Consider the following 13,218-nt stretch of genomic DNA (forward strand, 5'->3'; position numbering starts at 1 on the left):
CCGTCGTCACTTGCCCGCAGCGGCCGGGACGTCCTCGCCGAGCAGCTTGCCGTCGGAGGTCTCGAACTGCTTCTTGAAGTCCGCGATGGCCTCGCCGACGGACTGGAGCGTGTCGTCCGACATCTTGCCGCCCTCCTTGATGGAGGTCATGAGGCCCTGCTCCTTGCGGTGCAGGTACTCCAGCAGCTCCTTCTCGAAGCGGCGGATGTCGGCGACCGGCACCTCGTCCATCTTGCCGGTGGTGCCCGCCCACACCGAGACGACCTGGTCCTCGGTCGACATCGGCTGGTACTGGGCCTGCTTCAGCAGCTCGACCATGCGCTGACCGCGCTCCAGCTGCGCCTTCGACGCGGCGTCCAGGTCGGAACCGAAGGCGGCGAACGCCTCCAGCTCACGGAACTGGGCGAGGTCGACGCGCAGACGGCCGGAAACCTGCTTCATCGCCTTGTGCTGCGCGGAACCACCGACTCGGGAGACGGAGATACCGACGTTCAGCGCGGGGCGCTGACCGGCGTTGAACAGGTCCGACTCCAGGAAGCACTGGCCGTCGGTGATGGAGATGACGTTGGTCGGGATGAACGCCGAGACGTCGTTGGCCTTGGTCTCGACGATCGGCAGACCGGTCATCGAGCCGGCGCCCATGTCGTCGGAGAGCTTCGCGCAGCGCTCCAGCAGCCGGGAGTGCAGGTAGAAGACGTCACCCGGGTAGGCCTCACGGCCCGGCGGGCGGCGCAGCAGCAGCGACACGGCGCGGTAGGCGTCGGCCTGCTTCGACAGGTCGTCGAAGATGATCAGGACGTGCTTGCCCTCGTACATCCACTGCTGGCCGATGGCCGAGCCGGTGTACGGGGCGAGGTACTTGAAGCCGGCCGGGTCGGAGGCCGGGGCGGCGACGATGGTCGTGTACTCCAGCGCGCCGTTCTCCTCCAGCGCGCGGCGGACCGACGCGATCGTCGAGCCCTTCTGGCCGATGGCGACGTAGATGCAGCGGACCTGCTTCTTCGGGTCGCCCGAGCGCCAGTTGTCGCGCTGGTTGATGATCGTGTCGACGGCCAGGGCGGTCTTGCCGGTCTGGCGGTCACCGATGATCAGCTGACGCTGACCACGGCCGACCGGGGTCATCGCGTCGACGGCCTTGTAGCCGGTCTCCATGGGCTCGTGCACCGACTTGCGCTGCATGACCGTGGGGGCCTGCAGTTCAAGGGCGCGGCGGCCCGAGGTCTCGACCTCGCCGAGTCCGTCGATCGGGTTGCCGAGCGGGTCGACGACGCGGCCGAGGTAGCCCTCGCCGACGGCCACGGAGAGCACCTCACCGGTGCGCTGCACCGGCTGACCCTCCTCGATGCCGCTGAACTCACCGAGGACGATGGCACCGATCTCGCGCTCCTCGAGGTTGAGGGCGAGGCCGAGGGTGCCGTCCTCGAACTTCAGCAGTTCGTTGGCCATGGCCGAGGGCAGACCCTCGACCTTCGCGATGCCGTCGCCGGCAAGGGTGACCGTACCGACCTCCTCGCGCGAGGCCGCGTCCGGCTTGTACGACTGGACGAAGTTCTCCAGCGCGTCCCGGATCTCCTCCGGCCGGATCGTGAGCTCCGCCATCTGGGTTCCCTGCTCTCCTTGTTGGGCCCGAAGTTTCACTTTGGGGGGATGGGGACTCCCCCCTGGACGAGGTGAATCCTCTGCACGGCCCAACTGGGCCGTTACGTACGTGGTGCGTATTGAGTTGCTGCTAGCTCGCCAGGCGGCGGGCGGCGTCCTCGATGCGGTCCGCGATGGAACCGTTGATGACCTCGTCGCCGACCTGCACCCGGATCCCGCCGAGGACCTCGGGGTCCACGTCGATGTTGAGGTGCATGTGGCGGCCGTAGAGCTTCGCCAGGGAAGCGCCCAGGCGCTGCTTCTGCGTGTCGCTCAGCGGTACCGCCGAGGTGACGACGGCGACCAGGCGGTCCCGGCGTTCGGCGGCCAGCTTGGACAGGGACTCCAGTCCCGCTTCCAGGCTACGTCCCCGCGGCGCGGTCACAAGGCGCGTCACCAGACGCTCGGTGGTCGGCTTCGCCCGGCCGCCGAGCAGCCGGTGCAGCAGCTCGACCTTGGCCGAGCGCTCGGCCTTGCGGTCGGTGAGCGCGGCGCGCAGCTCCGTGTTGGAGGAGATGATCCGGCCGAACCGGAACAGCTCGTCCTCCACGTCGTCGAGCGTGCCCGACGTCTGGGCCGCGGTGAGGTCGGCGACGTCCGCCAGCTCCTCCATCGCGTCCACCAGGTCGCGGGACTGCGACCAGCGGGAGCGCACCATGCCGGACACCAGGTCGAGGGTCTGGCCGCCGACCTGCCCGCCGAGCAGGCGCTGGGCCAGCTCGGCCTTGGCCTCACCGGCCTGCGCCGGGTCGGTCAGGACCCGACGCAGCGACACCTCGCGGTCGAGCAGCGCGGTGACGGCGGCCAGCTCGTCGGCGAGCCGCGCCGCGTCCACGGACGTGGCGTCCGTCAGCGCGTCGATACGCTCGCGTGCGGCTGCCAGGGCCTCGCGGCTCGCTCCGTTCATCGCGCGGCCTCGGCCTTCTCCTCGAGCTCGTCAAGGAAGCGGTCGATCACGCGGCTCTGCCGGGCGTGGTCCTCCAGGGACTCACCGACCAGCTTGCCGGCCAGCTCCGTGGCGATCTTGCCGACGTCCTGGCGCAGCGCTGCCGAAGCGGCCTTGCGGTCCGCCTCGATCTGGGAGTGGCCGGCAGCGATGATCTCCTCACGCTGCCGCTGTCCCTCCGCGCGCATCTCGGTGATGAGCGCGGCACCCTGCTCCTGCGCCTCCTGGCGCAGGCGCGCGGCCTCGTGCCGGGCCTCGGCGAGCTGGGCCTTGTACTGCTCAAGGACGCTCTGGGCCTCGGTCTGCGCGGCCTCGGCCTTCTCGATACCGCCCTCGATGGCCTCGCGACGCTCTTCCAGAACCTTGTTGATGTTCGGGAGGAGCTTCTTGGCGAGGAAGCCGAAGACGATGACGAAAGCGATGAGGCCGATGACAACTTCCGGCCACGGCGGAATGAGGGGGTTCTCCTTCTCACCCTCAGCCGCCAGGAAAACCAGGGCGGTAGTCACATCAGTGCCTTTCGTCAAATGGGACGGTCGTCGGGCTCGTCTTAGTAGACGAACGGCATGACGAGACCGATCAGGGCGAGCGCCTCACAGAAGGCGAAGCCCAGGATCTGGTTGGCGCGGATCAGGCCGGCCGCCTCGGGCTGGCGGGCGAGGGCCTGGGTGCCGTTACCGAAGATGATGCCAACGCCGACGCCCGGGCCGATGGCCGCGAGACCGTAACCGACGGAACCGAGGTCACCGGTGACAGCAGCAAGGTTGGACATGCCAGTTCTTCCTTCTCTTTACGGACCGGTGGGGGTTGGCCACCGGACGAGTGTGGGGTTCGAAAGCGGGGTGCTCAGTGGTGCTCGGCGAGCGCGCCCTGGATGAAGGTGCAGGTCAGCAGGACGAACACATACGCCTGGACGGCCTGGATGAAGAGCTCGAACGCGGTCATGACGATGACCATCGTGAACGAGACGGCCGAGTACGCGATGCCGATGCCGTTCAGCATGTACCAGGTGGCGATGGTGAACAGCAGCAGCAGGGTGTGACCGGCGAACATGTTCGCGAAGAGTCGGACCGCGTGCGTGAACGGGCGGACCAGCAGGTTCGAGAAGAACTCGATGGTCATGGCCAGCGGGAGCACCGGGCCGAGCGACTTGTCGTAGCCCGTGAAGTTCTTGAAGGCGCCGACGAAGCCGTGCCGCTTGAACGTCAGGGAGACCCAGGTGATGTAGACGATCAGGGCCAGGATGGCGGGGTAGGCGATGATCGAGGTCACCGGGAACTGGGCCACCGGGATGATCGACCAGAGGTTCATCATCCAGATGAAGAAGAAGAGGGCGACGGCGAGCGGAACGTACTTCTCGCCTTCCTTCTTGCCGATCGTCTCGTAGACGATGCCGCGGCGGACGAAGTCGTAGCCGGCCTCGGCGACCATCTGCAGCTTGCCCGGGATCACCTTGGGCTTGGCGAACGCCGCCCAGAAGAAGACCACCACGATGATGGAGCCCAGCAGGGCCAGCAGCATCGGCTTGTTGAAGTAGAGGCCGTTGCCGTCGGCGTTGCCCCACAGCGGCTCGAAGAGGAACGAGTGCAGGCCCGGAGCCGGGAAGCCACAACCGTCGAACAGGTGGCAGTCGGTCTCGAAAGCGAGCACCTGCGTCGGGTCAGCACTCACCGCGGGCTCCTTCGTCGTGGCGCATAGGTACGGCAACCTCGTTGTGTCGGCGCGGCGCGCAGCCGCGGTTCGGCACGGGACTGGTGTTACGGATGTGGGGGCGGCTGTGGGGCATCACGCCTCGCGTTCGAGCAGGCGTCAGCTCGGATGCCCGCGCCCGCGATGCCGCAGTTGGCACCGGACGATAGCAGGGTCTCTCATGCACCTTTATCCCGGCCCTACCTCTCACGACGAGCGCCCCGACTTTTCGGACCTGTCGCCCTTGGGCGAGGCTTCCGAGTCGGGCTCGACGTAGAGGATTTTGGACTTCATGTGGGCACGCGTCTGCGCGGCGATCCAGGTCAGGGTGCCGACGACCAGCGTGAGCGCGAACGCCCGGGGATTGAACAGCGTCGTGTTCTTGAAGGCCGCGACGAAGACGAACAGCAGCAGGATCTGCGCCGCGTAGAGCATCAGGCCCATGGCCTGGAAGAGATGCGGAAGCGACTTGGCGGTGCGTTGCAGCACGTACAGGCCGATCCCCATGAAGAGGATCACCACCAGGGTCGCGACGACCGCCCCGATCGCCCCTTCGCCACCGGCAACCACCGCACTGACGACGGCGGCTGCAGCGCCGACAGCAGCTGTGGGCACAGCGGCCTGGGCCAGAATCCGGACGTCGTTGGACGGCATGGCGGCAACTCCGCTTTCAAAGGGGGGCAGGTGTCGTCATGGACGAGCGTAGTCCCGGGTGAGAGAGAACCTCTGGGCCGGTGGACCGTCGCACTGCGGTCCTTACGGCTCTGTCCGGGGGTTCTCGTGAACGGTATCACAAACTATTTGATGAGGTCTTTACCTGGAGGTGTGCCTGCTGTCACACATGAGAGTGATGGCGCGCGTCTGTGCAGAAACCAGGCCGAGTTGTCTGCTATTGGGCCGGTTCCTTCCCCCACGTCTTGGCAATGCTTTAGTCAGATTCTTACCTTGAGAAGCGCGAGCGGGGGCCGACGGCTGTTGCGCCGTTGACGCCGGCCACTCCCGCGGCGACGGGAGTGCGGTCCTCCTCGTCGGCCGGCGCCTCGGCCGTCTCGCCCTGCTCCGGAGTGTTCACGGCGGGCTCGGCGAGCGCCTTGCGGCGGCGGTAGCGGGGCGGCACGAAGTGCTCGGCCCACTTCGGGGCGCGCGGCGTGAAGCGCGGCAGCAGGAGCAGGGCCAGCCCGATCGCGCTGAGGAACACGATGCCCAGCACGATCCACATCGACGCCGAGTTCACCGAGTAGGCCAGCGCCCCGAAGGCGATGAGCGCGGACCAGAAGTACATGATCAGCACCGAGCGGCTGTGCGAGTGGCCGATCTCCAGGAGCCGGTGGTGCAGGTGCCCGCGGTCCGCCGCGAACGGCGACTGACCGCGCCAGGTGCGCCGCACGATCGCCAGCACCAGGTCCGCGGCCGGGATCGCGATGATCGTCAGCGGCATGACCAGCGGGATGTAGACGGGCACCATCTGGTGCACGGCGTTGCGCTCGGAGCCGGAGAACAGCTTCATCACGTCGGGGTCGACCTGCCCCGTGACCGAGATCGCGCCCGCCGCGAGCACCAGGCCGATCAGCATCGATCCGGAGTCGCCCATGAAGATCCGCGCCGGGTGCATGTTGTGCGGCAGGAAGCCCAGGCACATGCCCATCAGGATCACGGCGAAGAGGGTGGCGGGGGCGGCCGCCTCGATGTTGTAGCCGTACCAGATGCGGTAGGCGTACAGGAAGAACGCGCACGCCGCGATGCACACCATGCCCGCCGCCAGACCGTCCAGGCCGTCGACGAAGTTCACCGCGTTGATGGTGATGACCACGAGCGCGACGGTGAGCAGGGTGCCCTGCCACTGGGTCAGCGCGACCGTGCCGACACCCGGCACGGGCAGCCACAGGATGGTCAGGCCCTGCACGACCATGACGCCGGCGGCGATCATCTGACCGCCCAGCTTGATCAGGGCGTCGATCTCGAACTTGTCGTCCAGCACGCCGATCAGCCAGATCAGCGCGGCCCCGGACAGCAGGGCCCGCGGTTCGTTGGAGTTCTCGAAGACCTGGCTGAGGTTGGTGAGGTGGTTGGCGACCAGCAGGCCCGCGCACAGGCCGAAGAACATCGCGATCCCGCCGAGCCGCGGGGTGGGCTCGCGGTGCACGTCACGCGCCCGGATCTGCGGCATCGCTCCGGCCATGATCGCGAACTTACGCACCGGCCCGGTCAGCAGATACGTCACCGCGGCCGTGATGCAGAGCGTCAGCAGGTATTCACGCACGGGCTTCCCCACAGGTCTCGCTGGCCATCTCAGCCTCACACCCTAGCGAGGGAGGCATATGGATGGGGACTTCCGGGTAGCGACGATGGTTGCACAGTGCGCTGGGTACCCCGTGCCGCGCGGCGCGCTCCTGTGCCGCGGTGTCGCGCGGACGCACGCCTGTCGCCCGGGCCGGACCGCGTCAGCCGGCGCAGCGCGGACGCTTCTCGCTCCGCTTCTCATATGTGGCGAGCGTCTCGGCGTTCTCGTCGACGGCGGTCTTCGGACGACCCGATGCCAGAGCACCGGACCCCCGCCGGACTCACCCTCGCCCTGCGGCCGGCGTTCTTCCGACGCTGTTCACTGCGGATACGGCGGAAATCCGCCGGTCAGCTCCCGCACCTCCGCGCGGGCCCGCTGCGGGTCCGTCTCGGCGCGCAGGACGCCGCCCAGCAGGGCCGCGACACGGTCCATCTCCCGCTCCCCCATCCCCTGCGTGGTCACCGCCGCGGTGCCCAGGCGCAGGCCGCGGACCTCGTCGTGCGGCAGGGCGCAGCAGTCGAGGATCATGCCGGCCGCGGCCAGCCGGCCCCGGGCGGCCCGCCCGTCGACACCCAGCGGGCCCGGGTCGGCGGTGATGAGGTGGGTGTCCGTGCCGCCGGTGGTGACCACCAGCCCCTCCTCGGCCAGTCCGGCGGCCAGCCGGCGGGCGTTGGCGACCACCTGGTGGGCGTACGCCGCGAAGGCCGGTGTCGCCGCCTCCCCGAAGGCGACCGCCTTGGCGGCGATCGTGTGCATCTGCGCGCCGCCCTGCGTGAAGGGGAACACCGCCCGGTCGACCCGTTCGGCGAGCTCCCCGCCGCACAGCAGCATCCCGCCGCGCGGCCCGCGCAGCACCTTGTGCGTGGTGGCGCACACGACGTCCGCGTACGGCACCGGGTTCGGCGCCGCTCCCCCGGCGACGAGCCCGATGGGATGGGCCGCGTCCGCGATCAGGTAGGCGCCCACCTCGTCGGCGACCTCGCGGAAGAAGGCGTAGTCGATGTGCCGGGGCTGGGCGATCGAGCCGCACACGATCGCCTTGGGGCGGTGCGCGCGGGCGAGGGCGCGGACCTGGTCGTGGTCGATGAGCCCCGTCTCCGCGTCGACCCCGTACCCCACGAAGTCGAACCAGCGGCCCGAGAAGTTGGCCGGGGACCCGTGGGTGAGGTGCCCGCCGTACGGCAGGCCGAGGGCGAGGACGGTGTCACCGGGGCGCAGCAGCGCGGCATACGCGGCCAGCACGGCCGAACTGCCCGAGTGCGACTGGACGTTGGCGTGCTCGGCCCCGAACAGCGCCTTGGCCCGCTGCACGGCGGCCCGCTCCGCGAGGTCGACGATCTCGCAACCGCCGTGGTAGCGGGCCCCCGGATACCCCTCCGCGTACTTGTTGGCCAGCGGCGAGCCGAGCGCGGCCAGCACGGCCGGCGAGGTGAAGTTCTCCGCGGCGATCAGCTGCAGCGTCGTGGACTGCCGGTTCAGCTCCCCGAGCAGGATCTCGGCGAGCTCGGGGTCCTGCCGCCGCAGGACGTCGGCGGCATCGGCCTCAAGGGCAGGGGTGACCGGCATGGTGGGCTCCGGGCGTCGACGGTGACGTACGTCCAATGTAGGCCCGGCACCGGTGGGACGCGCGGTTCTCAGGTCCGTGCGGGTACTCCGGTCAGCGCCGTGACCACCGGGTCCAGCGCCTGGTGTATCTCGTCCCCGACGGACCGGAAGAACGGCAGCGGCGCACCGTACGGGTCGTAGACCTCGTCCGCCTCGGCCGTGGGGGCCAGCAGCCAGCCCCGCAGCGCCGCCGCGGCCCGCACCAGCGCGCGGGCCCGCGCCACCAGCCCCTCCTCCAGCGGAGGCAGCGTGGCGGGGTCTATCGCCCGCACCAGTCGGGTGAACTCCTTCAGCGTGAACGTCCGCAGACCCGCCGAATGGCCCATGGAGATGACCTGGGCGCGGTGGTCCCGGGTGGCCGTCAGGACGAGGTCGGCACGGATCACGTGCTCGTCGAGCAGCTCCCGGCCGGTGAACCCGGACGCGTCCGCGCCGAACTCGGCCAGCACCGTCTCGGCGTTGGCCTCCATGGGCGCGCCCTCGTGGCCCCAGGTGCCCGCGCTCTCCACGATCAGCCCGCCGCCCAGGACGCCGAGCCGTTCCGCCACGAAATGCCGGGTCAGCCGCTCGGTGATGGGCGAGCGGCAGACGTTTCCGGTGCTGACGTGGAGGATGCGGAAGCTGTCGCGCGGAAGCCCCACGAAGGTCGTCGTGATCTCCGCCGCGCTCTCCCCGTTGCCTATGCCACGCCCCGCGTCAGGGGCTGTCAATTGGCCACCTCAAGGTCGGGTACGACCTTGCGCAGATCGTCCGGCGAGAGGGCACCCTCGCGCAGCAGGACGGGCACCGAGCCGCTGACGTCGACGATGGAGGACGGCACGATGCCGGGGGTCGGGCCGCCGTCGAGGTAGACGGAGACGGAGTCGCCGAGCATCTGCTGGGCGGCGTCGCAGTCCTCCGGCGCCGGGTGGCCGGTGAGGTTGGCGGAGGAGACGGCCATCGGGCCGACCTCCGTGAGCAGCTCGATCGCGACGGGGTGCAGCGGCATGCGCACGGCGACCGTGCCCCGGGTGTCGCCCAGGTCCCACTGGAGTGACGGCTGGTGCTTGGCGACCAGCGTCAGCGCGCCCGGCCAGAACGCGTCGACGAGCTCCCAGGCCAGCTCGGAGAAGTCGGTGACCAGGCCGTGCAGGGTGTTCGGGGAGCCGATGAGGACGGGCGTGGGCATGTTGCGCCCCCGGCCCTTGGCGTCCAGCAGATCGGAGACGGCCTCCGAGGAGAACGCGTCGGCGCCGATGCCGTACACCGTGTCGGTGGGGAGGACCACCAGCTCGCCACGGCGAACGGCGGACGCGGCTTCGCGCAGACCGGTGACACGGTCGGTCGCGTCGTTGGTGTCGTATCGCCGTGCCATTTCAGCGGGCCTCCTCGTACACGAAGTACACGTACTGCCGGGGGGTGGGGTTCGGGCGGCTCACGGCAGCGCCCTGCGGGCGGTGGCGAAGCGCGGCCGGTTGTTGAGGTCGGGGTGGTCGGCGGCGTCGGCCCAGCCCCGTGCCTCGGTGAAGATCCACGGCACCTGGCCGCCCTGGGTGTCGGCGTGCTCGATGACGACCACACCGCCCGGGCGCAGCAGCCGGTGCGCGGTGCGCTCCAGGCCGCGGATCAGGTCGAGGCCGTCCTCGCCGGAGAACAGGGCCAGTTCCGGGTCGTAGTCCCGCGCTTCGGGAGCGACGTACTCCCACTCGGTGAGCGGGATGTACGGCGGGTTGGAGATGACCAGGTCGACCTGGCCGTCGAGGTCCGGGAAGGCCGTCCGCGCGTCACCCTGCCGCAGGTCGACCCGGCTTCCCTCGACGTTCTTGCGGGTCCAGCGCAGCGCTTCCTCGGACAGCTCCACCGCGTGCACCCGCGAGCGCGGCACCTCCTGGGCGAGCGCGAGCGCGATGGCACCGGAGCCGGTGCACAGGTCCACGATCAGCGGCTCCACGACATCCATGGCGCGCACGGCGTCTATGGCCCATCCGACCACCGACTCCGTCTCGGGGCGCGGCACGAAGACCCCCGGCCCCACCTGGAGTTCCAGGTACCGGAAGAAGGCGCGGCCGGTGATGTGCTGGAGCGGCTCGCGCTGCTCACGGCGCGCGATGACCTCCCAGTAGCGGGCGTCGAAGTCGGAGTCCCGCACGGAGTGCAACGCGCCCCGCTTCACGCCGTGCACGAACGCGGCGAGCTCCTCCGCGTCGTTGCGCGGTGAGGGCACGCCGGCGTCGGCCAGCCGCTGGGTGGCCTGCGCCACCTCCGCGAGCAGCACACTGCGGGGGCTTGGGGGTCGCCCCCCAAATTCTTGCTGCACGCTCGTCCTCCGTTGGTACTCGTAAATGCCTTACGCCGCCGCGAGCTTGGCGGCCGAGTCCGCGTCGACACAGGCCTGGATCACCGCGTCGAGCTCGCCGTCCAGGACCTGGTCCAGGTTGTACGCCTTGAAGCCGACCCGGTGGTCCGAGAGGCGGTTCTCCGGGAAGTTGTAGGTACGGATCTTCTCGGAGCGGTCGACGGTGCGGACCTGGCTGCGGCGGGCGTCGGCGGCCTCCCTCTCCGCTTCCTCCTGCGCCATGGCGAGCAGCCTGGAGCGCAGGATACGCAGTGCCTGCTCCTTGTTCTGCAACTGGCTCTTCTCGTTCTGGCAGGAGGCGACGACTCCGGTCGGAATGTGCGTGATGCGCACGGCGGAGTCGGTCGTGTTGACGGACTGGCCGCCGGGTCCGGAGGACCGGTAGACGTCGATGCGCAGATCGTTCGGGTTGATCTCGACGTCGACCTCCTCCGCCTCGGGCGTGACCAGCACACCGGCCGCGGAGGTGTGGATCCGGCCCTGCGACTCGGTCGCGGGTACCCGCTGCACGCGGTGCACACCGCCCTCGTACTTCAGCCGGGCCCAGACGCCCTGGCCGGGCTCGATCTGCCCGCGGGCCTTCACCGCGACCTGGACGTCCTTGTAGCCGCCCAGCTCGGACTCGGTGGCGTCGATGATCTCGGTCTTCCAGCCGACCCGCTCGGCGTAGCGCAGGTACATGCGCAGCAGGTCGCCGGCGAACAGCGCGGACTCGTCGCCGCCCGCGCCCGCCTTGATCTCCAGGATCACGTCCTTGTCGTCGCTGGGGTCGCGCGGGACGAGCAGCAGCCGCAGCTTCTCGGTCAGCTCCTCGCGCTGCTTCTCCAGCTCCTTGACCTCGGCGGCGAACTCCGGGTCGTCGGCGCCCAGTTCCCGGGCCGTCTCGATGTCGTCACCGGCCTGCGTCCAGGAGCGGTACGTGGCGACGATCGGGGTGAGCTCGGCGTAGCGCTTGTTCAGCTTGCGCGCGTTGGCCTGGTCGGCGTGGACCGACGGATCGGCGAGCTTCGTCTCCAGGTCGGCGTGCTCACCGACGAGTTCCTCGACGGCCTCGAACATCTTGGGCTCCTGAGATGCGTACGGAAAAGGGAAGGCGGGCGACCAAAAACGCCGGTCCCGGCATGCCCCTGGTGGGGACACGGCCGTGGACCGGCGAAATGGGGCTCGCTACTTCTTGGAGCCGGCAGCCTTGCCGAAGCGGGCCTCGAAGCGGGCCACACGGCCACCGGTGTCGAGGATCTTCTGCTTACCCGTGTAGAACGGGTGGCACTCGGAGCAGACCTCGGCGCGGACGGTGCCGCTCTGGATCGTGCTACGGGTGATGAACGACGCGCCACAGGTGCAGCTGACCTGCGTCTCGACGTACTCGGGGTGGATGTCGCGCTTCAAGGTGTCTCCTAGTTCCGGGAGGGCGCCGGGTCGCAGCCGCGGGATGCGGAGGCGTGAACCGGAGCCGACGTACCAGTCTGCCAGGACTGGCGCCATCACCCAAAACCGGGGGTTGCCGTGATCTATTCCGTGCGCGCCGCGGCGGGCTCCCGGCCGCCGTGCGGCGGGCCGCCCGCCGACGCGGGGCGGCGGCCGGTCAGGGCCTGACCACGCCCTCGGCCTCGCCGGTGGCCGTGCCCTCGGTGGCGGACTTCGGGATCGGCCGGTCGTTCTTCAGGGCGGTCCACACCAGCTCGGCCTTGCTCTCGTCGAGGACGACGCGGTTGGCGTCGGCGGTGTCGTACTGCACCGGCATGGTGACCATGGTCATGTTCGAGGCGCTGATGCCCTTCAGGCCGCTCGCGAAGGACATCAGGGAGTTCACCGAGCCCAGCTCGGAGTCGGTGGTCACGGCCCGGGTGGCGGTGTCGGCGAGGTTGTACAGCTTCTTCGGGCCGGTGAACAGGCCGACGTGCTTGACCTCCTCGACCAGCGCCTTGAGGAAGGCCTGCTGGAGCTGGATGCGGCCGAGGTCGGAGCCGTCGCCGACGCCGTGCCGGGTGCGCACCAGGCCGAGCGCCTGCTCGCCGGTGAGCCGGTGCGTGCCCTGCTCCAGGTCGAGGTGGCTCTCCGGGTCGCGGATGTCCTCCGTCGTGGTGACGGTGACCCCGCCCAGCTCGTCGATCAGCTTCTGGAAGCCGCGGAAATCGACCTCCAGGTAGTGGTCCATGCGGATGCCGCTGAGGGCTTCCACGGTCTTGACGGCGCAGGCGGCGCCCCCGGTGCTGTACGCGGAGTTGAACATGACGTTCGAGGCGGCGTCGTGCGTGGTTCCGTCGGTGTCGGTGCACGCCGGGCGGTCGATGAGAGTGTCGCGCGGGATGGAGACGACACTGGCCTTCTTGCGGCCCTCGTGGACGTGCACGATCATCGCCGTGTCCGAGCGGGCGCTGCCGTCGTCGGCGCCGCCGCCCAGCTCCCGGTTGCCGCCGGCGCGGGTGTCCGAGCCGAGGACCAGGATGTTCTGCGAGCCGTCGTCGGCCTTGGCGGGCCGCCGCGTGCCGAGCGCCTGGTCGATGTCGACGCTGTCGATGTTGCCGTTCAGCTTGAAGTACACGTAGCCGAGGCCGGTACCGCCGAGGACGACAACGCCCGCCGCGGTCCAGGCCGCGACCACCAGGCCCTTACGGCCCTTGCCGCGCGGTTTGCGGCGGCGGCCCTTGCCGCTCTGGCGCGGGCCGCGGGATTCCGGTCCACCCGGTATGTCGGGCTCCGCTGTGCTGTCGGCAGACATGT

14 protein-coding genes are annotated in these 13,218 nt (G+C 69.6%); all 14 read right to left on the reverse strand.

From position 1 onward, the window contains the following. Positions 1-6: 6 nt before the first annotated feature. The gene (gene atpA, locus DN051_RS13355) at positions 7-1,599 is read right to left on the reverse strand and encodes a F0F1 ATP synthase subunit alpha (protein ID WP_053761947.1); all 1,593 of its coding nucleotides are present in this window, start codon (positions 1,597-1,599) and stop codon (positions 7-9) included. 130 nt (positions 1,600-1,729) lie between these two features. Beyond that, the gene (locus DN051_RS13360) at positions 1,730-2,545 is read right to left on the reverse strand and encodes a F0F1 ATP synthase subunit delta (protein ID WP_053761948.1); all 816 of its coding nucleotides are present in this window, start codon (positions 2,543-2,545) and stop codon (positions 1,730-1,732) included. Next, positions 2,542-3,093, reverse strand: coding sequence for a F0F1 ATP synthase subunit B (locus DN051_RS13365; RefSeq protein WP_053761949.1), 552 nt, complete (start codon positions 3,091-3,093; stop codon positions 2,542-2,544). The genes DN051_RS13360 and DN051_RS13365 overlap by 4 nt, the downstream gene beginning before the upstream one ends. A gap of 41 nt (positions 3,094-3,134) precedes the next feature. After that, on the reverse strand, positions 3,135-3,356 hold the full coding sequence (atpE, locus tag DN051_RS13370) for an ATP synthase F0 subunit C (RefSeq protein ID WP_004925497.1): 222 nt from the start codon (positions 3,354-3,356) through the stop codon (positions 3,135-3,137). A 74-nt stretch (positions 3,357-3,430) separates the two neighbouring features. Continuing rightward, positions 3,431-4,255, reverse strand: a complete 825-nt coding sequence (gene atpB, locus DN051_RS13375) for a F0F1 ATP synthase subunit A (protein WP_053761950.1) — start codon at positions 4,253-4,255, stop codon at positions 3,431-3,433. Between the two features lie 225 nt (positions 4,256-4,480). Further along, complete coding sequence (locus tag DN051_RS13380) at positions 4,481-4,927, reverse strand: Cg1360 family ATP-synthase-associated protein (protein WP_053761951.1); 447 nt, start codon at positions 4,925-4,927, stop codon at positions 4,481-4,483. A gap of 286 nt (positions 4,928-5,213) precedes the next feature. Next, entirely contained in the window at positions 5,214-6,533 is a 1,320-nt protein-coding gene (locus DN051_RS13385) for an MraY family glycosyltransferase (RefSeq protein ID WP_112438760.1), read from the reverse strand. 339 nt (positions 6,534-6,872) lie between these two features. Next, positions 6,873-8,120, reverse strand: a complete 1,248-nt coding sequence (locus DN051_RS13390) for a serine hydroxymethyltransferase (RefSeq protein ID WP_112438761.1) — start codon at positions 8,118-8,120, stop codon at positions 6,873-6,875. Between the two features lie 68 nt (positions 8,121-8,188). Further along, on the reverse strand, positions 8,189-8,869 hold the full coding sequence (locus DN051_RS13395; protein ID WP_053761954.1) for an arsenate reductase/protein-tyrosine-phosphatase family protein: 681 nt from the start codon (positions 8,867-8,869) through the stop codon (positions 8,189-8,191). Then, positions 8,866-9,513 (reverse strand): L-threonylcarbamoyladenylate synthase, encoded by a 648-nt coding sequence (locus tag DN051_RS13400; protein WP_053761955.1) that lies wholly within the window; start codon positions 9,511-9,513, stop codon positions 8,866-8,868. The genes DN051_RS13395 and DN051_RS13400 overlap by 4 nt, the downstream gene beginning before the upstream one ends. A gap of 60 nt (positions 9,514-9,573) precedes the next feature. After that, positions 9,574-10,413, reverse strand: a complete 840-nt coding sequence (gene prmC / locus DN051_RS13405) for a peptide chain release factor N(5)-glutamine methyltransferase (protein ID WP_053761956.1) — start codon at positions 10,411-10,413, stop codon at positions 9,574-9,576. A 72-nt stretch (positions 10,414-10,485) separates the two neighbouring features. Continuing rightward, the gene (gene prfA / locus DN051_RS13410; RefSeq protein WP_053761957.1) at positions 10,486-11,553 is read right to left on the reverse strand and encodes a peptide chain release factor 1; all 1,068 of its coding nucleotides are present in this window, start codon (positions 11,551-11,553) and stop codon (positions 10,486-10,488) included. Positions 11,554-11,661: 108 nt separating this feature from the next. Next, entirely contained in the window at positions 11,662-11,883 is a 222-nt protein-coding gene (gene rpmE, locus DN051_RS13415) for a 50S ribosomal protein L31 (protein ID WP_112438762.1), read from the reverse strand. Between the two features lie 196 nt (positions 11,884-12,079). Further along, positions 12,080-13,216: an LCP family protein gene (locus tag DN051_RS13420; RefSeq protein ID WP_112438763.1), complete on the reverse strand. Its 1,137-nt coding sequence runs from the start codon at positions 13,214-13,216 to the stop codon at positions 12,080-12,082. Positions 13,217-13,218 lie beyond the last annotated feature (2 nt).

This window comes from Streptomyces cadmiisoli (assembly GCF_003261055.1).
In the GTDB taxonomy this organism is placed as follows: Bacteria; Actinomycetota; Actinomycetes; order Streptomycetales; family Streptomycetaceae; genus Streptomyces; species Streptomyces cadmiisoli.